Annotated in this window: 16 protein-coding genes and 2 pseudogenes; 13 read left to right on the plus strand and 5 right to left on the minus strand. The window is 67.4% G+C overall.

What is annotated here, in order from left to right:
• Window positions 1–15 precede the first annotated feature (15 nt).
• From FJU31_RS17635 to FJU31_RS17650, 4 genes and pseudogenes are all read right to left on the minus strand, one after another.
• Window positions 16–450, minus strand: a complete 435-nt coding sequence (locus tag FJU31_RS17635) for a hypothetical protein (protein ID WP_150455894.1) — start codon at window positions 448–450, stop codon at window positions 16–18.
• Window positions 451–537: 87 nt separating this feature from the next.
• The gene (locus FJU31_RS17640; RefSeq protein WP_150455895.1) at window positions 538–1359 is read right to left on the minus strand and encodes a trypsin-like serine protease; all 822 of its coding nucleotides are present in this window, start codon (window positions 1357–1359) and stop codon (window positions 538–540) included.
• Between the two features lie 93 nt (window positions 1360–1452).
• Window positions 1453–2100 (minus strand): hypothetical protein, encoded by a 648-nt coding sequence (locus FJU31_RS17645; RefSeq protein WP_246161434.1) that lies wholly within the window; start codon window positions 2098–2100, stop codon window positions 1453–1455.
• An 86-nt stretch (window positions 2101–2186) separates the two neighbouring features.
• A pseudogene (locus FJU31_RS17650) lies at window positions 2187–2462 on the minus strand (alkaline phosphatase family protein); the annotation flags it as partial.
• Between the two features lie 162 nt (window positions 2463–2624).
• Here FJU31_RS17650 and FJU31_RS17655 point away from each other — a divergent pair.
• From FJU31_RS17655 to FJU31_RS17705, 10 genes and pseudogenes are all read left to right on the plus strand, one after another.
• Window positions 2625–2930: a hypothetical protein gene (locus FJU31_RS17655; protein ID WP_150455897.1), complete on the plus strand. Its 306-nt coding sequence runs from the start codon at window positions 2625–2627 to the stop codon at window positions 2928–2930.
• A gap of 11 nt (window positions 2931–2941) precedes the next feature.
• Window positions 2942–3160, plus strand: a pseudogene (locus FJU31_RS17660) (transcriptional regulator); the annotation flags it as partial.
• Between the two features lie 269 nt (window positions 3161–3429).
• The gene (gene glgA, locus FJU31_RS17665; protein WP_281290842.1) at window positions 3430–4974 is read left to right on the plus strand and encodes a glycogen synthase GlgA; all 1545 of its coding nucleotides are present in this window, start codon (window positions 3430–3432) and stop codon (window positions 4972–4974) included.
• Window positions 4971–7205 carry a 1,4-alpha-glucan branching protein GlgB gene (gene glgB, locus FJU31_RS17670; protein WP_150455898.1) on the plus strand — a complete coding sequence of 745 codons (2235 nt, stop codon included), beginning with the start codon at window positions 4971–4973 and terminating at the stop codon, window positions 7203–7205. Before glgA ends, glgB begins: the two co-directional genes overlap by 4 nt.
• Complete coding sequence (gene treZ / locus FJU31_RS17675) at window positions 7202–8923, plus strand: malto-oligosyltrehalose trehalohydrolase (RefSeq protein ID WP_150455899.1); 1722 nt, start codon at window positions 7202–7204, stop codon at window positions 8921–8923. The genes glgB and treZ overlap by 4 nt, the downstream gene beginning before the upstream one ends.
• Window positions 8920–10758, plus strand: a complete 1839-nt coding sequence (locus FJU31_RS17680) for a 4-alpha-glucanotransferase (RefSeq protein ID WP_150455900.1) — start codon at window positions 8920–8922, stop codon at window positions 10756–10758. The genes treZ and FJU31_RS17680 overlap by 4 nt, the downstream gene beginning before the upstream one ends.
• Complete coding sequence (treY, locus tag FJU31_RS17685; protein ID WP_150455901.1) at window positions 10755–13295, plus strand: malto-oligosyltrehalose synthase; 2541 nt, start codon at window positions 10755–10757, stop codon at window positions 13293–13295. Before FJU31_RS17680 ends, treY begins: the two co-directional genes overlap by 4 nt.
• On the plus strand, window positions 13282–13455 hold the full coding sequence (locus tag FJU31_RS17690) for a DUF2934 domain-containing protein (RefSeq protein WP_150455902.1): 174 nt from the start codon (window positions 13282–13284) through the stop codon (window positions 13453–13455). The genes treY and FJU31_RS17690 overlap by 14 nt, the downstream gene beginning before the upstream one ends.
• The gene (gene glgX / locus FJU31_RS17695; RefSeq protein ID WP_150455903.1) at window positions 13442–15562 is read left to right on the plus strand and encodes a glycogen debranching protein GlgX; all 2121 of its coding nucleotides are present in this window, start codon (window positions 13442–13444) and stop codon (window positions 15560–15562) included. Before FJU31_RS17690 ends, glgX begins: the two co-directional genes overlap by 14 nt.
• 72 nt (window positions 15563–15634) lie before the next feature.
• The gene (locus tag FJU31_RS17705) at window positions 15635–16243 is read left to right on the plus strand and encodes an Lrp/AsnC family transcriptional regulator (RefSeq protein ID WP_246161436.1); all 609 of its coding nucleotides are present in this window, start codon (window positions 15635–15637) and stop codon (window positions 16241–16243) included.
• 10 nt (window positions 16244–16253) lie between these two features.
• Here FJU31_RS17705 and FJU31_RS17710 read toward each other — a convergent pair whose 3' ends face one another.
• A complete protein-coding gene (locus FJU31_RS17710; protein ID WP_150455905.1) occupies window positions 16254–16652 on the minus strand; it encodes an OsmC family protein in 399 nt (132 codons plus the stop codon).
• Between the two features lie 149 nt (window positions 16653–16801).
• Between FJU31_RS17710 and FJU31_RS17715 the strand changes: the two genes are divergently transcribed.
• The 3 genes from FJU31_RS17715 to FJU31_RS17725 are packed head-to-tail and all read left to right on the plus strand — an operon-like array spanning window position 16802 to window position 19353.
• Window positions 16802–17203: a response regulator gene (locus FJU31_RS17715; protein ID WP_150455906.1), complete on the plus strand. Its 402-nt coding sequence runs from the start codon at window positions 16802–16804 to the stop codon at window positions 17201–17203.
• A 27-nt stretch (window positions 17204–17230) separates the two neighbouring features.
• Complete coding sequence (locus FJU31_RS17720) at window positions 17231–18790, plus strand: sensor histidine kinase (protein ID WP_246161437.1); 1560 nt, start codon at window positions 17231–17233, stop codon at window positions 18788–18790.
• Window positions 18791–18846: 56 nt separating this feature from the next.
• Window positions 18847–19353, plus strand: a complete 507-nt coding sequence (locus FJU31_RS17725; protein WP_246161442.1) for a hypothetical protein — start codon at window positions 18847–18849, stop codon at window positions 19351–19353.
• The last annotated feature ends 356 nt before the right edge of the window (window positions 19354–19709 follow it).

Consider the following 19709-nt stretch of genomic DNA (forward strand, 5'->3'; position numbering starts at 1 on the left):
GAGCATGGCTCGGCTCTACAGCGAGCCGCGACCAGCGTCGGCGTCGCGCCTGCGCCTGCGTCTGCCCAGGTACATGCGCACTGCCAGCAGGGTCGCAAAAACCACGACGGCCGCCTGCGCTGCGGGCGAGGGCGTTGCCCCTGCCTGTGGCCAGAAGCACAGCCAGCCGGCAAACGCGGCCAGCGCGACCAGCACAAGCAGGAGCAGCCTCTTTGCCAGCGACCGTGAGAACGGCAGCGCGATCAGGGGCGCTGAAAGCAAAAGGAAGCCAGCACCCGTGACGCCCGCGCCGGTTCGGCCCGGGCCCGTCTGCCCGAAGACGGCGATGGCGATCATGGCCAGTCCCATCAACGCGATGCAGCCACCGATGAGCAACGCAAGTGCGTTGCCGATCGAGTGAGGCAGGTGCCCCGGCCGGGGAGCAACGTGTTCCGTTGAGCGTTCGTCCATGCGCGTCGTCCTGGGAGGATACCGTTGCATACTGTGGGCGGGCAGCCGACGCATCGGCAACGATGCCTGGCACACAGCATGCGGCTTTCAGGGTATCCACGGAAGGGGGCTGCTGATCACGCTGTCGATCCAACCGGCATAGCGCGAGATGCGCACGTTGTGCACCACCTGCCCGTAATACCCGGCTTCCAGCGCGTGCTCGGGTACGGCCGTAATCCACGAACCGAGCCCGATCAGCTGCCAGCCTTGCTGGTCGCGGATCATTAGCGGGCCGCCGCTGTCGCCGCCGCCGATGACGCCTTCCAGCGGCAGACCGGTGCCCGGGCCATCGAAGCGATACCAGAGAAAGCGGTCGTTGCCGCCGGTGACCGCGTTCTCCGCGCGGCGCAGCTGCCCCCGGTGAGGCGCACCTGGCAGCAGCCCGGTCAGGCCGGTACCGGTCGCGCCCTTGCCGATCAGGGTGGCGATCCTGCCGGCTTCGTCCTGCCCGCGATAGAGCCGAACCGGCGCAACGTCGCTGACCGGCGTGGCCAGCTGGATCAAGGCAATGTCATCGGAGGCAGCGAGCAAGGCGTGGATCGGGCCTGGATTGCCCGAGGCCAGTGCCGCCTGGCCCAATGCATCGGGCATGCGCCGGTACCCGGGATGCACGACCACGCGTTCGACGCGGTAGACCTGGCCGTTGATCTGCACCCCGGCCTCCATTCCATCCATCGGCGCGGCGTGTGCGGCGGTCACTACCCAGCGCGGCGCGATGAGCACGCCGTGGCCCTCTCCGGGCATGTCGGCCAGGGCCGGGAAGGCGGAGGCCGGAACGCGGTAGGCGCTGTCGTCCATATCGCTTCGGATGACGATGGCGCCGGCGGTGAAGGGCAGGGTGGCGAGGGCGAGCAGAAGCCAGCGGTGCATGGGTCGGTGCAGTCCTGTGCGGGTTGATCCGCACGGTAGCCCGGTTCCGGCTCACGGAACACCTGTGTGCGACGAAGGGGCGAATCGGTGTGATCAACCGGGAGGAATGAGGGGTGACGACCGCCACTCCGGCAGACCGACCGCGCAGCGGGTGCGCGTCACGATGGCGGCGATCTCTGCCTCGAAGTCGCCGCCGGGTTGCAGCCGTGACGTGAGCTCGGCACAGTTTCTCTTCAGAACATCGACCCATGGCGCTGTGTGGCTTTCCTCAGCAGCCAGGGCCAAGTGCCGGCGAGCCTTGTCGTACGCGCCCGCCAGCCCGGCGGTTATGCCGGCATGCATGTGCTCCCGGATGCCCGGTTGGGGGGGGCGGCTCATCAACGCACCTACCTGTCCCGGGGTGGGGAAGCGGTCACGCAGGGCCAGCACCTCGGCGGCCGCCTGCTCGGCCAGTGCCTGTGCGGCCACGGTAAATTCGGCGGTATCGGTGAAGGGCTGGAACGGGGCGATGCGGTAGCCCGCATCGAAGGACAGGAAATCCTTCTCTTCCCAGAGCCAGCACGCGCCGACATTGAGATGGCTGCCCGTGCTCCATCCCGAGGGCTGGAACTCGATCACCCCGACCCACCAGCCGTGGTCGTCAAGCCAAGTACGCGAGCGGCCTTTCTGCACGCAGACCAACGGGCGCAGTGCGGATCTCGCCGCTGCAGTCAGCAGGCGGGTGTGTTCCTGTGCCGGCATCCCCAGCGTCCTTGCGAGTGGCGTGCCGACCAGTATTGCAGAGCGCATCGGGCGTGTGGCCCCGGTACGTGCCGGGCCTCGATGCCTCAGCGCAGCACCGCGTTAAACGTGTCCGGGTCGCCGTCGTTGGCGGCCGCTGGCACGTTCAGCAGGCGGGCCAGCAGTGGGTAGACATCCACGTTGTTGAAGCCCTCAACGGTCCTGCCCGACTCGAAGGAGGGGCCCGTGGCCACGAACACCGCGCGCATCGACGGCAGGGCATTGTCGCAGCCATGGGTGCCGCGGTACGCATGGGCGTGGCGGGCCAGCATGTCAGGCGTCAGCGCATCCCAGCCGTCGTCCATCTCGCAGACGATCGGCGGACGGATGTGGCGATGGGGGCGGCGTGGTGCAGTCGAGCAAGCTCGACTCTACAACGGCGGAGTGCGGTTTAATGGCGGCCACGAATGCTGTCTGGTGCTTGATTCCATGTTCCACGTCCCTGCTGTTCCCCTGGCCATGTCCCGCTTGCTGGAGCCTGCCGCATGAAGGTCCTGCTGCAGGAACAGCATATGCAGGTGGGCCTGGACGAGGCCGAGCTGGGCCAGCTGCTGGCCGGCGAGACCGTCGAGAACATGACCCGGTTCGGGGGCAACGGGGGCTGGGGTACGGCCCTGTCTCTGCATGGGGGCGACCAGGCGGTGCTGCTGGACGGGGGCACCTACTGCAGGCTGGTGCTGCCGCGCGAGGCGGTGCAGGGGCTGGCCGCTGGCACGCCGGGGCTGCAGTTCCCGCTGTATCTGGATGACGGCACCACGTTGCAACTGCACGTCGCGGTGGGCGGCCAGTGAACAGCGGTGGCATGAACCCGGCCGCCGCCGATGATGGCGACGCCCCGCATTTCTTCAGCACCTGTGCGTTTTCAGAGGCCTGCACATCGCAGGGCTACGACAAGGCCGCGCTGGGGGAGCTGCATGTGCTGGTTGACCATGTCGGCCCGTTCCACGCCGGTGAGTACATCTTCCACGCGGGCGAATCGCTTGATTCGATTGCTGCGCTACGCGCAGGCATGGTCAAGACCTCGGACTGATATTGGTCAAGCGCAGCCTGGTGAGGCCATGCGACCAGGTGAAGCAGGGTGCCCGATGCGCACCCAACGTTGCGTTCTGAACTGATGACGCGCTGTCACAAACAAATCGCCATCGCTTCACGGCTGTTTGATATGGAACAGTGCACAGTCACGTAGAGCCTGCGCAAACGTCCCCCACGTTCCGCGACGACTTCCTTCCCAGACCTGGCGCCCACTCGGGCGCGGCTGGCGTCTGCCTGACTGATTCAGAGAAGTTCACCATGGCCCTCGACCTCGTCGCCGATTCCCTGCACGATCCCGTTGCAGAAACTGCCCTGCCTACCCTCGACCTGGTGCCGGTCGGCACCCGCCGTGGCCCATCCCAGCCGATCGAGCTGCCGGAGCTGGTGCAGCGGGTGCTGTTCGTGGCGACCGAGATGGCGGATTTCGTCAAGGCTGGCGGCTTGGGCGATGTGGCGGCCGCGCTGCCGCGCGCTGTTCGCAGCAACTGTGATGCGCGCGTGCTGCTGCCTGGCTATCCCGAAGTGCTGCAACGTCTGCCGCATCTTCGTGAAGTCGGTCGCGTCGCCGGGCGAGCCGGTCTGCCGGCCTGCACCGTGGCAATGGCGCTCCAGGCCGATGGTCTGCCGATCTATGTGCTGCTGTCGCCCGCGCTGTATGAACGCGAGGGCTCGCCATATGTGGATGCGCAGGGCCGCGAATGGCAGGACAACGCGGTGCGCTTTGCCACCTTGTCCCATGCCGCTGCGGAACTGGCGGCCGGGCGTGCCGGGCTGGACTGGACGCCGCAGCTGCTGCACCTGAATGACTGGCCGGTGGCGATGGCCGCTGCCTATGTGCGCTGGGATCGCACCGCCGTGCCGACCCTGCTGACCATCCACAACCTGGCCTATCAGGGCCTGTTCCCGTTTGCTCTGGCGCCGACCCTTGGTGTCCCGGCGGAGCATCTGGACGAACTGCATTTCCATGGCCACATGTCCTTCCTGCAGGGCGGCATTGCCAATGCCACCCGCCTGAACACGGTCAGCCTTCGCTATGCGCAGCAGATCACTGCTGCCGAGGATGGCTGCGGCCTGCACGAACTGCTGGCGCGACGCGCTGCCGGTGGCCATCTCAGTGGCATCGTCAATGGCATCGACGCCAGCTGGGATCCGCGACGCGATATTCACTTGAAGGCCCGCTTCGGCATCGGCCAGTGCGCGGGTCGTGAAGAGAACGCGCAGGCCGTGCGCCAGGCCTTCGGGCTGCAGCCCTCGTCGGGCCCGCTGTTCGCCGTGGTCTCGCGTCTGGTCCATCAGAAGGGGCTGGACATCACCTGTGATGTCGCTCCGCAGATTGTGGCGGCCGGTGGCCAGCTGGTGGTGATCGGCGGTGGCGAGCCGCAGGTAGAGGCGCAGGTGCAGGCGCTGGCACAGCGCTACCCCGGGCGGGTCGGCGCCTTCATCGGCTTCGAGGAGGGCCTGGCGCGGCAGATGTTTGCCGGCGCTGATTTCCTGCTCATGCCCTCGCGCTTCGAACCCTGCGGCCTAAGCCAGATGTACGCGCAGCGCTTTGGCTGCCTGCCGGTCGCGCACGCGACCGGTGGCCTGGTTGATACGGTTGAGGACGGCGTGACCGGTTTTCTGTTCCATGGCGCGAATGCCGATGGCCTGCGCCGCTGCGTGGAGCGGGCGATGCGCACGTTCCGGCTGCCGGCGCTGATGCATGCGATGCGACGTGCGGCGATGCTGCGTCCGGGCGGCTGGGAAACGGCCGGCAAGGCCTACCTGGCGCTGTACCAGCAGACCTGCCAGGTGGCTGCATGAACGACGAAGGACGGGGTGCAGTGGCGTTCGACTACGACGCAGTGACGCAGTGTGATGCGGTTGCGCCGTTGGCAACTGAGGTGCACGCCCTGGCGCAGGGCCTCCCGGCCGATGCGTTTGCATGGTTGGGCCCGCATGGCGACGGGAGCGGTGGCCGTGTGATCCGCGCGCTGGTGCCGAACGCACAGCGGGTGGAGGTGATCGAGGCCAGCGGCCGCCGCTGGGACCTTCTCAGCACTGAGCTGCCTGGCCTGTTCGAGGGACGCGCCGGTGCCGACGCGATCCCGCTGCTCGCGCTGCACTTCCCCGATGGTGTCGAGCAGGTGCACGACGCATATGCGTTCGGTCCGCTGCTGGATGAGGCGCTGCTGCAGCGTATTCATCAGGGCGACGCCGAAGCGGTGCGCGCATTGGGCGCTACCGAAATGGCCGTTGAAGGCATCGAGGGCGTGCGTTTCGCAGTCTGGGCACCGAACGCGCAGCGCGTGGCGGTAGTCGGCGACTTCAATGGCTGGGACGGTCGCCGTCACCCGATGCGGCTGCGCCATGCCGCCGGCGTGTGGGAGCTGTTCATTCCCGGGGTGCGGCCGGGCGCCTGTTACAAGTTCCGCCTGATCGGCGCAGACGGTCAGACCCTGCCCGACAAACTCGACCCGATGGCACGCTGGGCCGAGCGGTCGCCGGCCACCGCCTCACGCGTGGCGCCTGCCGCGCCGCTGCAGTGGAACGACCATGTCTGGCTGCAGCGCCGCCGTCAGCGGGGCATCAACGCGCCTTTGTCCATCTATGAAGTGCACGCGGGGTCGTGGCAACGCGCCGAGGACGGCAGCGTGCTGGACTGGGACGCACTGGCGGATCGGCTGATCCCCCATGTCACCGGGCTGGGCTTTACCCACATTGAGCTGCTGCCGATCAGTGAGCATCCGTTTGGTGGCTCCTGGGGCTACCAGCCACTGGGCATCTACGCACCGACCGCGCGTTACGGCCCCCCGGAAGCCTTCGCCCGCTTCGTAGACCGTTGCCATCAGGCCGGTCTGGGTGTGCTTGTCGATTGGGTCAGCGCGCATTTCCCCGATGATGCGCACGGCCTGGCGCGCTTCGATGGCACCGCCCTGTACGAGCACGCCGATCCGCGCGAGGGCAAGCACGCCGACTGGGACACGCTGATCTACAACTACGGCCGCAACGAAGTGTCGGCCTACCTGATCGGCAGCGCGCTGGAATGGATCGAGCATTTTCATATCGATGGGTTGCGTGTGGATGCAGTGGCGTCGATGCTGTATCGCGATTACAGCCGGCCCGAGGGGCAGTGGGTGCCCAATGCACAGGGCGGCCGCGAGAACCTGGAGGCGGTGGCCTTCCTGCAGCGCATGAACCAGACTCTGCGCGAGCGCTTCCCGGACGTGCTGGTGATTGCCGAGGAGAGCACCGCCTGGCCGGGCGTGACCAACCCGGTGGCCGAGGGCGGGCTGGGTTTCACCCATAAATGGAACATGGGCTGGATGCACGACACGTTGCAGTACCTGCAGCGCGACCCGGTACATCGCCGGCATCATCACAGCGAGATCAGCTTCGGCCTGGTCTACGCCTTCTCAGAACGTTTCGTGTTGCCGCTGTCGCATGATGAGGTGGTCCACGGCAAAGGCTCGCTGCTTACCAAGATGGCGGGCCACCGCGCCCAGCAATTCGCCCAGCTGCGCGCGTACTATGCCTTCATGTGGGCACACCCGGGCAGCAAACTGCTGTTCATGGGTGGCGAGTTCGGCCAGGCCGGCGAGTGGGCACACCAGCGCGGACTGGAATGGCAGCAGGCCGCGACCGCCGAGGGCGGCGGATTGATGCGTCTGGTCGGTGATCTGAACGCGCAGCTGCTGCATCAGCCCGCACTGCATCGCGATGAGCGCGACGAGCGCGGCTTTGCCTGGAGTGTGGCCGACGACAGCGGCAACAGCGTGTACGCCTTCATCCGTCATGACCCAACCGGCGAAGCACCGGCGATGCTGGTGGTCAGCAATTTCACGCCCGTGCGCCGCGAAGGCTACCGCGTTGGTGTACCGGAGTCCGGCCTGTGGTCGGAGCGGTTGAACACCGACAGCCACCACTATGCGGGCGGCAACGCCGGCAACCTGGGCGCGGTGGGCACCGATGCGCGACCGATGCACGGGCACGCGCAATCACTGCGGCTGACTCTGCCGCCGATGTCGACGGTGTATCTGCAGGTTGTCGCATGACCGGTGCAGGTCGTCTGGGTGCGTGGCCAACGGGCGCGGGGATGGTGGTGTTCCGGCTGTGGGCGCCTGACATCAGCCAAGTGGAGCTGGTGCTTGGCGGGGCCGCGTTACCGATGCTTCGGCAGGCCGATGGCCTGCATTGGATCCGCACGGCGGCCGCGCAGGGTGATCGTTACCGCTTCCGCCTGCCAGATGGCAGCGAGGTGCCGGATCCCGCTTCGCGCTGGCAGCCCGAGGGTATTGAAGGCCCAAGCGCCGTCCTGACCGAAGATGCGTATGCCTGGCAGACGCGGGACTGGGGCGGTGTCGCCTGGCCGGACATGGTGATCTACGAGGTGCACGTCGAGGCAGCCGGCGGGTTTGCCGCGCTGACGGCGCAGCTGCCGATGCTGGCGGCGACGGGCATCACCGCCATCGAGCTGATGCCGGTGGCGCAGTTTCCAGGCAGCCGCAACTGGGGCTATGACGGTGTATTTCCCTACGCCCCGGCACAGGCCTATGGCGGACCCGAAGCACTGAAGCGATTCGTCGATGCGGCGCATGCCGCCGGCCTGGCGGTGCTGCTGGATGTGGTCTACAACCACTTCGGGCCACAGGGCAACCATTTGGCGCAGTATGCCAAGGACTTCTTCCACAGCGGTCGCAGCACGCCGTGGGGTGAGGCCATCGACTTCGAAAAACCGCATGTGCAGCGCTTCTTCATCGACAACGCGCTGATGTGGCTGCAGGAGTATCGGTTTGACGGCCTGCGCCTGGATGCGGTGCACGCCATCGATGATGACCGCTTCCTGCAGCAGCTGAGCGACGCGATCCGCACCGAGGTGCCGCACGCGCACCTGGTGCTGGAAAACGAGCGCAACCAGGCGCGCTGGCTGCGAGGCGCCTACCAGGCGCAGTGGAATGATGACTTCCACAATGCGCTGCATGTGCTGCTGACCGGGGAGCACGAGGGCTATTACGCTGCCTACGCCGGGCGCGCCGAAGCACTGCTGGCGCGCTGCCTCGCCGAGGGCTTTGCCTGGCAGGGCGAGCCCGACCTGCATGGCGAGGCGCGCGGCGAGCCCAGTGGCGACCTGCCGCCGTCCCGCTTCGTGGTATTCGCGCAGAACCACGATCAGGTTGGCAATCGCGCCTTTGGTGAGCGCCTGAGCCAGCTGCTGGATCCTCCGGCGCTGCGCATGGCCACTGCGCTGACCGTGCTGACGCCCATGGTGCCGCTGCTGTTCATGGGCGAGCCGTGGCAGGCCACCTCGCCGTTCCTGTTCTTTACCGATTACCAAGCGCCGCTGGACGAAGCGGTGCGCGAAGGGCGTCGGCGTGAGTTCGCCGGCTTCAGCGCGTTTGCCGACGCCGCCTCGCGGGCGCGGATTCCCGACCCGAACGATCCCGCGACCTTGCAGGCCTCGTATGTGCCGCCACCGGGCGCAGGATTTGCGGCACAGGACTCGCTGGCGTGGCTTCGCGATCTGCTCGCCCTGCGTCGTCGTTGCCTGCAGCCCGGGCTCGAGCAGGCGCGCTCGCTGGGCGCGACGGTGCTGGGCACGGGCGCGGTGCAGGCGGGGTGGCAGCTGCCCGCCGGGCAGTGGTGGATCGCCATCAACGCAGGGCCTGCCGAAGTGCCGCATTCGCTGCCTGACGGAGAATCGCTGCTGGAACTGCCCACCGTCCCGTTGCTGCAGGCGGGCGGTGGTCTGCAGCTTCGCTGGCTGCCGGCATGAGCGGCGATACAGCGCTGCAGGCAGCCGCGCGTTCCGCGGGGCTGATGCCGCAGTGGGAGGATGTTGCCGGGCGGCACTGCGAGGTCGCGCCGGAGGTGCTGCGCGCCGTGCTGCAGGTGCTGCAGCCGCAAGCGGAAACGGCGGGCGCGCCACTGCATACCGCAATCTGCGGGGAGGCGGTGGTCCTGCCCGGTGTTGCAGGCGCGGCGTGCTGGGTCGATGAGACCGGCCAGCACCGCGACGCGCGCCAGGATAAGGCTGGGCGATGGCCGGTGCCGTTGCAGCCCGGCTACTGGCATTGGCAGCAGGGGCCGCGTCGCATCGCGGTCGCCGTCGCACCGCAGAAGGCATGGTGGCCCGCCCAAGTTGACCGTGGCTGGGGCGTGGCGGCGCAGGTCTACAGCCTGCGCAGCGTAGGCGATGCCGGCATCGGTGACAGCGCCGGCTGTGTACCCTGGCTGCAGCGGCTGCAGCAGCACGGTGGGCAGGCGCTCGCCCTGAGCCCGATGCACGCCGGCTTGCCGCCGGGTGCCGGCTATAGTCCATATTCGCCCAGCGACCGCCGCTGGTTGGACCCGCTGCAGGCCTCGCTGCTGCAGGCGGTACCCGATGCTGCCCACGCCGTGCTGGCGGAGGATCCTGCGCTGGCCGAGGCGGTGAACGCTGCCACGGCCGCGCGGCGCATCGACTGGCCAGGTGCGGCTGACCTCAAGTGGCGCTGGCTGCGCGCGGCGCGGCTGCAGCTGCAGCACGCGCAACCCGATCTGTGGGCCGAAGTCTGCCAGTGGCAGGCCGATGCGGGCGCGGCGCTGCAGGACTACTGCTTGCTGGCAGCCGACGCGCGAAGCGGGGATGCGCAGGACCACGCCTTCGCACAGTGGGTGGCGCAGCGCTGCTGGACGGACCTGCACTGGCAGGCGCGCAGCAACGGCGCGGCCATCGGCCTGATAGCCGATCTGGCGGTGGGCTGTGCACCCGACGGTGCCGAAGCGCGAACGCAGGCGCACGCCATGCTGGCCGGCCTGGAGCTGGGTGCGCCACCTGATGCCTTCAATACCAAGGGCCAGGCGTGGGGCATCACCGGCTTCTCGCCGCTGGCCCTGCGCAGGCAGGGCTATGTACCTTTCATCCACCTGTTGCGGGCGGTCATGGCCGGCCGTGGTGGCGTGCGCATCGACCATATCCTCGGCCTGCACCGGCTGTGGGTGCTGCCGCAGGGCGCCCCCGCCCGCGACGGGGTCTATCTGCAGTTTCCGCTGCAGGATCTGTTGAACCTGCTGGTGCTGGAATCGTGGCGGCACCAGTGCCTGGTGATCGGTGAGGACCTGGGTGTGGTTCCGGCAGGCATCCGCCAGCAGCTGGCCGCGCGCGGTCTGCTGGGTGTGGATGTCCTGCCGTTCACCCGTGATGCGGCGGGGTTCCTGCCTGCCCGACGTTGGCGCCGCGATGCGGTTGCCATGCCGTCCACCCACGATCTGCCACCGCTGGGTGGCTGGCTGCGTGGACGTGACCTGCGCTGGCGGGCACGCCTGGGTGAAATCGAAGATCTGCCTGCATCACTGGCGCAGCGGCGCCTGGATGCCACGGCGCTGGCCGACCTGGTTCATGGAGATTGCGTGGAAGACGATGCACTGGGCCTGCTGGCCAGCACCCCCTCGCGACTGGCCCTGCTTCCCTTGGAAGATGCGCTGGGACTGCGTACACAGGTCAACCTGCCGGGCACCGTCGGCGGCCATCCGAACTGGCGGCGGCGGTTGCCGCTGCAGTGGAATGAGGCCGCCCTGCAGTCGCGGCTGCAGCGCGTCAGCGCGGGTCGCGACGGAGGCCACGCATGACCGCACTTCGCGCGACCGCGCGCCTGCAGCTGCATGCCGGCTTTGATTTCGACGCCGCGGCGGCACAGGCGGACTACTTCGCCACGCTGGGCGTCAGTCACCTGTATCTGTCACCCATCGCCGCAGCGATGCCGGGTTCCACGCACGGTTACGACGGTATTGATCCCACCCGGATCAACCCGGAACTGGGCGGCGAGGACGGTTTCCTGCGGTTGGCCAGCCGCGCCCGCGAGCGTGGGCTGGGGCTGCTGCTGGACATCGTGCCCAACCATCTGGCCGCCGCGCCGCAGAATGCTTGGTGGTCGGACGTGCTGATGCACGGGCGGCGCAGCCGTCACGCGCAGTGGTTCGACATTGACTGGGAGGCAGCCGGCGCGGACCAGCGACTCTGGCTGCCCGTGCTTGACCGACCGCTCCAGGAGGCCATCAAGACGGGCGTTCTGAGGGTAGAGGAGTTCAACGACCAGCCCTGCCTGGTCCACCACGATCTGCGCCTGCCATTGTCGCCGCGCAGCTACCCATTGCAGCCTGGTGCCCGCCAGGGTTGGATCGAGCGTTGCAACCGATCCGCAGAGCGCATGCACATGCTGCTGCAGCGCCAGCACTATCACCCGGCCTGGTGGCGCACCGGTGGCGACCAGGTCAACTACCGGCGCTTCTTCGACATCACCTCGCTTGCCGCGTTGAGGGTCGAGCGCGAAGACGTCTTCGATGCCGTGCACGCGCTGCCGCTGCGGCTGGTACGCGAAGGCTGGGTGGATGGCCTGAGGATCGACCACATCGACGGTCTGGCCGATCCGGGCGGCTACCTGCAGCGGCTGCGCGCACATCTCGGTGTCGCCGCAGAAGCAGGCGGTCGTCGTGGTGCGGACATCACCCTGCACGTGGAAAAGATCCTCGCCGAGGGGGAGGCACTGCCTGCCGGTTGGGCGTGCGACGGCACCACGGGCTACGATTTCATGGATCAGTCCAGTGCGTGGCTGCACGAACCGGATTCGGCGCAGGCTCTGAGTGAGCAGTGGCAGGCGCGCTCGGGCGACATGAGCGATCTGGAGGAGGTACAGCAGGCCGCCCGCGATGCATTGCTGGATGGATCGCTGCACGCAGACCTGCAGCGCCTGCTGGTCTGCGTACGGCAGGCGATCGGTGAGGCCGCAGGCCATGCAGACCTCAGCGATGCAATATTGCGCCGGGCACTCTGTGCGCTGCTGCGTCACTATCCGGTCTATCGCCCCTATGCGCTGCAGACGCAGGCCGAGCGGAGTTTCCTGGCCAAGGCCGAGTCTGCTGCCGTGCAGGGACTCGATGCCGCGGGACGTGCGGCCGTGAGTCTGCTGGTCAGCGCCCTGCAGGCGCCTGAAGGCCACGAACTGCGCGTGCGGTTCGGCCAGCTCTCGGCACCGCTCAATGCGAAGGCGGTGGAAGACACGGCGTTCTATCGCTACTACCGGGCGCTGTCCCGCAACGAAGTCGGCAGCGACCCGCAGCGCATCGGCCTTGAGGGCGATGCACTGATTGGACTCGCCAAGGCGCGCGCGCATCAGCATCCCCTGGCGATGCTGGCCCTGGCCACGCACGACCATAAGCGCGGCCCTGATGCGCGTGCGCGCCTGGCGCTGATCAGCGGCGACATCGGGGCATGGCAGTCGGCGCTGGCCGATTGGGAGCAGCAGTGCGCGGCGGCAGGGATGCCGATGCCATTGCCTGCCGCTGAAAGCTATGCACTGTGGCAGGCGCTGGTTGGCGCCTGGCCGATGCACGGTGCGCCCGCAGTGGACTTCCCACAGCGCATGGACCAGTGGCTGCGCAAGGCGCTGCGGGAAGGCAAGCGGATCAGTAGCTGGCTCGATCCGGACCTCGCCGTTGAAGACGCCTCGCAGCAGTGGCTCCAGGCCTTGATGCACGCCAGCGAACTGCAGGGCGTGCGCGATGCACTGGCTGGTTTCGTGGGGACGCTGGCGGCCGCCGGGGCCAGCAACGGGCTTGCACAGCTGTGCCTGCAGCTGTGCCTGCCGGGTGTTCCCGATATCTACCAGGGTACCGAGTTCTGGGATCTCAGTCTGGTCGATCCGGATAACAGGCGCCCCGTGGATTTCGCACAGCGCGCACAGGCACTGGCTGATGATCGATCGTGGTCGCAGTTGCTGCAGGACTGGCACGAAGGCGCGCCGAAGATGCGCCTGCTTTCGCGGCTGCTGCAGCTGCGGCGCGAGCATCCGGCCGTGTTCCTGCGCGGCACGCTGCAGGACCTGTGCGATTCCGCTTCGGCAGATGTGGTCTTCGTGCGCGAGCACGCGGGGCAGGTGCTGCTGGTCGCGGTGCGCAGGGCGAGTGCCGAACGATGCCCCGGTCCTGGCCTTGTGTGGACAGAGGATGCGCAGCAGCGCGTGTGTGCGCTGCCGCAACGAACGATGCACAACGTTCTGGACGGTCGCACGGAGGTTTTCAACGGTTCCGTTTCGGATGCGCTGCTGTTTGCCGGCAGCCCCGTTGCGGTGTGGATCAGCCAGGAGAGTGGGGCAGATGGACAGCAGTGAGCGACGCCGCCGTATCGAGATGCTGGCGCATCAGATCTGGGAGGCCGAGGGCCGTCCGGATGGGCAGGAACAACGTCATTGGCACATGGCCGAGCGGTTGGTGGAAGCAGAAATAGCAGCCCTTCATGCGGGTAAGGACGAGAACGATGGCAACCCGTAAGTGGACACAGAGCTCGCGCGTTCGCGAGGGCAGGCCGTTCCCGCTGGGCGCGACCTGGGATGGGCTGGGAGTGAATTTTGCGCTGTACTCGCGCCATGCCAACAAGGTCGAGCTGTGCCTGTTCGATTCACGCAACCGCGAGATCGAGCGCATCGCGCTGCCGGAGTACACCAACGAGGTGTGGCACGGCTACCTGCCGGACGTGCGCCCGGGCCAGCGCTATGGCTACCGCGTGCACGGTCCCTATGCGCCGCAGGATGGACACCGTTTCAATCCGAACAAGCTGCTGCTGGACCCGTATGCCAAGCAGATCGTGGGTGAGATCAAATGGGCGCCGCATCTGTTCGGCTATACGCTGGGACACCGCGATGCCGATCTGAGCTTCGACCGCCGTGACAGCGCGCCGTACATGCCGCGCTGCGCGGTGATCGATCCCGCGTTCAGCTGGGGCAGCGAGCGCGCGCCCGCAACGCCCTGGGACCGCTCGGTCATCTACGAAGCACACGTGCGTGGACTGACCATGCAGCATCCGGGCGTTCCCCAGGCCGAGCGAGGCACCTTCTCGGCGCTGCGGCACGATGCTGTGGTGGACCATCTGGTGCATCTTGGGGTGACGGCCATCGAGCTGCTGCCGGTGCATGCCTACGTCGACGACCAGCAGCTGCTGGAGCGCGGCCTGCGCAATTACTGGGGCTACAACACCATCGGCTTCTTCGCGCCGCAGCCGCGCTACCTGTCGCTGGAGACGGTGGCCGAGTTCAAGCAGATGATCGCCCGCCTGCACAGCGTGGGCATCGAAGTGATCCTGGACGTGGTCTACAACCACACTGCCGAAGGCAATGAACTGGGGCCGACGCTCTCGTTCAAGGGCATCGACAACGCCAGCTACTACCGGCTGGCTGATGACCGCCGCTTCTATATCAACGATACCGGCACCGGAAATACCTTCGACCTGACCAACGCCGGCGCGCTGCGCATGGTGATGGATTCGCTGCGCTACTGGGTGGCCGAGATGCGCGTCGATGGCTTCCGCTTCGACCTGGCCACCATCCTCGGGCGCGAGCGCCATGGCTTTGATCCGTCGGGCAGCTTCCTCGATGCGGTGCGCCAGGACCCGGTGCTGAGCCAGGTGAAGCTGATCGCCGAGCCATGGGACATCGGTCCCGGCGGCTATCAGCTGGGTCAGTTCCCGCCGGGATGGGCCGAGTGGAATGACCGGTTCCGTGACACGACCCGTGCGCTGTGGCGGGGGGATGCGGGCCAGTTGCCGGAGTTCGCGGCCCGCTTCACCGGGTCTGCGGACCTGTTCGATCATCACGGCCGCCGGCCCTCGGCCAGTATCAACCTGGTCACCGCGCACGACGGCTACACCCTGCACGACCTGGTGAGCTACAACGACCGCCACAACGAGGCCAATGGCGAGGACAACCGCGACGGCCACTCGCACAACCTCTCGTGCAACCACGGCGTGGAAGGCGATACCGACGATGCGGGCATCCTCGCCCTGCGTTCGCGGCAGATGCGGAATCTGCTGGGAACACTGCTGCTCGCGCAGGGCACGCCGATGCTGCTGGCCGGCGATGAGTTCGGCCATTCGCAGCAGGGTAACAACAATGCCTACTGCCAGGACAATCCGCTGAGCTGGATCGACTGGGAGCGCGCGGCGCAGCCGGGTCCGCAGGCGCAGGCGGCCTTCGTGCGGCGCGCGTTGGCATTGCGCCGGCGCTATGGGCTGTTGCGACGCAATCGCTTCCTGACCGGTGACTTCGACGCGTCGCTCGGAATGCGCGACATCGAGTGGCGGCGTCCCGATGGGGCCCCAATGGGCGAGGGCGACTGGCACAACCCCGACCAGCGGGCGCTGTTGATCGTGCTGGACGGCCGCAGCCCGGACAGCGGACTGCGGGAGCCCGGGCGCCATGTCAGCCTGGCCTTGCTGTTGAACCCCAGCGACCAGGAGCGGCGGTTCCGGCCTTCCGACCAGACGCTGTCGTTCCGTCGCGTGGTCCTGCAGACCGACGACGCGCCACTGGAGATGGATGAGGAGGGGCAATGGACCTTGCCCGCCCGCAGCCTGTGCCTGCTGGCATCCAGCAGCGCAGGGTGATGGCACGGCGCCGGGGATGGCCCAGCGCTGACGGGCCGGGGTCATGAGGGGGCGCCGGGCCATGCCCGGCGGATGCCAATTCACCCCAACACGCAGCGCAGCACACCCGCCGACACCACGCCGATCGGTACCGTCGGCAGCATCGACAACCGGGTGGCGGCCAGCAGGGTGATCGCCAGCCAGGTCGGCCGGGTTGTCCGCCTCGAAGTCCGGTGCGATCACCGAGATCAGCACGCAGCCCGGGGCGGCCTCCATCAGCACGATGGTCAGCAGCGCGGTCCAGTGGATCAGTCCGCCGAGGATCATGCTGCGTCCTCCGCCAGCAGCCACACTGCGGCCAGGCCGGTGCTGGAGGAGGGCGGTTTGATCGATCGCTACGTGGCACTGCTGAACCCGGCCAAGGTGGGCCGGGGGTTTACCCCGTTTGTGCGGGTCTGGCTGCGCGTGCAGGAGGAGGACACCAGCAACCACGTCATCAACGGCATCAAGTCCTTCCCGGAAATACTCGAGTGCCACCTGATGGCGGGCGACTGCGATTTCCTGCTGCGAGTGACGGTGGCCGATCTCGACGCCTACCGCCAGTTCCAGATCCGGCACCTGAACCGGATCGCCGGCGTGCAGAACACCATGACCGAGATCCAAATGCAGCGGATCAAGCAGACCACCGAACTGCCGCTCTGAAATCCGGCCGTCAGCCGGCCTGGCCGCGTTCGCTGGTAATGCGGGCGCCTTCGCGCATCACCAGGGTCACCGGGGTCTTCTCCACCACCTCCAGCAGCCGCGACCACTGCGCGTCGCTCAGTTCGGCGCTGGCATGCAGCACGCGGTGCACGTGCAGGCGCCCATCCTCATCGCGCTCCGAACGCAGTTCGGCATGGAACTCGCCCAGCTCCCAGCCCTTGCGCTGGGCATATATGCGCAGGGTGATGGCGGTGCACGACGCCAGCGACGCCAGGTACAGATCGAAGGGGGCAAAGCCGCGGCCCTGTCCGCCCAGCGTGGCCGGCTCGTCGGCGTCGACGCTGAAGGTGCCGTTGCTGACGTGGTGCAGGTAGTTGTCGGCGGTGGAGATGATGCGGGCGTAGGCCATGGCGGGTCAGGGAGAGTGGAGGACGGGAAATGGTACCGTCGCCGGCCCGGCGCGGGCACCTGCGCGCGGTCGTCACGCGCTCTTGTAGGCCGATTGGCCACCCTTTGCCTGCAACAGTCGGGAGTGCCGCCTGGACAGGAGCGTTGTACGTGTTGGAAGCCGTTGATAATCCGGGCCTGGAAGGGGTGCGTGTGCTGGTGGCGGAAGATGAATTCGCCATCGCCATGTTCCTGGTCGACTACCTGGAACTGAAGGGCGTGCAGGTCGTCGGGCCCGCAGGCGACCTTGCCGCGCTGGGCAGGCTGGTGGATGAACAGCCCATTGATGTGGCCCTGCTCGATATCAACCTGGGCGGCCAGCAGGTCTACCCCCTGGCGGATCGCCTGGTCGAAGCCGGCATCCCCTTCCTGCTGACCTCCGGCTATGACGACAACGTGCCCAGCCGGTTCGCCGACGTCCCGCGCTGCGCCAAGCCCTATCACATACAGGCGCTGGCCCAGCAGCTGGAGACGCTGGTGCAGGCCACGCGTGCTGGTGCAGGTGGGCATTGAAGGCTGCGCATGGGTAACCGATTGCAGATGAGTTCGCCCGTGGCGACCACGCCGGTACTGCCCACGTCGCCTCCGCTGCACGCGCTGCGTGGCGGCATGGCCGAGCGCATCGCCGCACATGACTGGTCAACGACGCCGCTGGGGGGCCGCGATGACTGGGCGCCGCACCTGCGGGCAACGGTCGACCTGATGCTGGCCCATGGTTTCCCGATGATCGTGCTGTGGGGCGAGGAACTGGTCCAGCTGTACAACGATGGCTACGCCGAGATCCTGGCCGACAAGCACCCGGGCGGCCTGGGCCAGGCCACGCGCGTCTGCTGGCCGGAGGTGTGGCACATCAATGGCCCCCTCTATGCCCGCGTCTGGCAGGGCGAGACCATCACCTACGAGGACAAGCTCTACCCGCTGGCCCGGCAGGGCGTGCTGGAAGACATCTGGTTCACCATCACCTACAGCCCGATCCGTGACGCCGGCGGCCGTATCGAAGGGGTGCTGGTAACGATGTTCGAGACCACGTCCGCGCACACGGCGCACGCGGCGCGGGCGCACGAGCAGCAGCGCCGGCGGCAGAGTGACGAACGCCTGTCACTCGCCTTCCAGATGCTGCCGGTGGGGCTGTGCATCGTCGATACCGAGGGCCGGGTGCTGCAGTCCAACGAGCAGATGCGCGCCTACCTGCCCACCGGTGAGTTGCCTTCGCGCGACGCCGACAACATGCAGCGCTGGCAGGGCTGGCATGAGGATGGGACCCCGATCGGTCCCGAGGACTTTGCGGTCGCCCGTGCACTTCGGGGCGACACGGTGGTGCCAGGGCTGGAATTCCAGTTCGCCCATGATGATGGGCAGGTGCGCTGGACACGCGTTGCGGCGGCGCCGCTACGCGATGCGCAGGGTGAGGTGACCGGCGTGTTCGCCATCGCCATCGACATCGACACGCTGAAGCGTGCAACCGAGCGCCAGGCCGTGCTCCTGGCCGAGCTGCAGCACCGGGTGCGCAACATCATGGCGATGATCCACGCCATTGCCTGGCGCACGCAGGAGACGGTGGGGAGCGTCGAGGAATATGCAGAGCGCCTGTGCGGCCGGCTGATGTCGCTGGCGCGCACGCAGGCGCTGCTGACCCGCGCCGACAATGCCGGCGTTTGCCTGCGTGGCATGCTGGACGAGGAAATATCGGTGCAGGTACATCGATCTGGCCAGTACCGGCTCGAGGGCCCCGACCTGTTGCTGCCGCCGAAAGCGGCCGAGGTGCTGTCGCTGGCCGTGCATGAGTTGGTGACGAACTCACTCAAGTACGGTGCCATCAGCAATGATGGGCGCATCAGCGTGTCGTGGTCCGTGCAGGCGGAGGACGGCGGCAGTCCCTGGCTGGCCCTGCACTGGTGCGAGCACCATGTGACGGTTTCGGACTGGTCGCCGCCGCAGCGGCGGGGCCTGGGCTGCTCGCTCATCGAGAAACGCGTGCCCTACGAGCTGGCGGGCAGCGGGCAGCTGCTGTTCCGCGCTGACGGCGTAGATGCCCATATCCGCTTCCCCCTACGTGAGCGCGACAGCCTGCTGCAGACGGATGCGCCGGCCACGGGGTGAGCAGTCGGGGGGCACGCGCCGCGCCGCGTGCGCGGCCTGTGCGATGATCCGAGGCATTGAAGCCATGGATCAGGATGCAGCACATGAATGAAGGAACGCAGTGGCCGGTGCGCGGCCTGCGCGCGTCGGTCACGGAGGCCTCCATGCACGTACGTCGCTTTGCCCGCGCATTTTCTGCATTGATTCTGGCCGCGCTGGCCCTGCCCCTGCAGGCGGCACCCGCGCCGCCCAGCCTGGTGCAGGCGCTGAAGGCGGCCGAGGCTGCGCTGCAGCTCATTCCGGGCGATGACATCGAACTTGACTTCCGACCTGCCTGGACCGGCGTGGCCGATCTGGACGGCGATGGCCGTTCTGAGATCATCTACTTCTACACGTCCACCTACACCGGGGGAGCGTTCGCACAAAGAAACGTCGTTGCCGTGATGACGGCACTGACGCCGGATGATCCACGCGGCAAGGAGAATCCGAAAAGCCTGTCGCCGGTTGATGCCGAGGACTACGCCGCCATCCGCGCATCCGGCTACGCCAATGATGCAGGCATGCAGATACCAGGTGCGGTGTAGTCCATCCGCATTGAGGGCAGCCGCATCATTGTCGACTTCATCGTGACCGCCGGTGCGACGGTCTGCGAGATTCCCCGCCACTTCCGCCACGTCTGCCCGCCGGAAGGACCGTATCAGTGGGTCCTGCACTGGACGCCGGGCGAGCTGACCCGTCAACAGCAGTAGAGTCGAGCTTGCTCGACTGCTCCAGCGCTTTGTAGAGCCGAGCCCATGCTCGGCTGCTGCCGCGCTTTGTAGAGCCGAGATCCTATGTTCGTGGTCAAGCCTGTTGGAAGCAGGCTTGGCCTACCTTCAGCATGGCTGGGTCGAATTCCTTGCCACTCTTGAATACGCCCCACGCAATCCTGGCCAGTTTT

The sequence above is a fragment of the Stenotrophomonas cyclobalanopsidis genome (assembly GCF_008710035.1).
Taxonomy (GTDB): Bacteria; Pseudomonadota; Gammaproteobacteria; order Xanthomonadales; family Xanthomonadaceae; genus Stenotrophomonas; species Stenotrophomonas cyclobalanopsidis.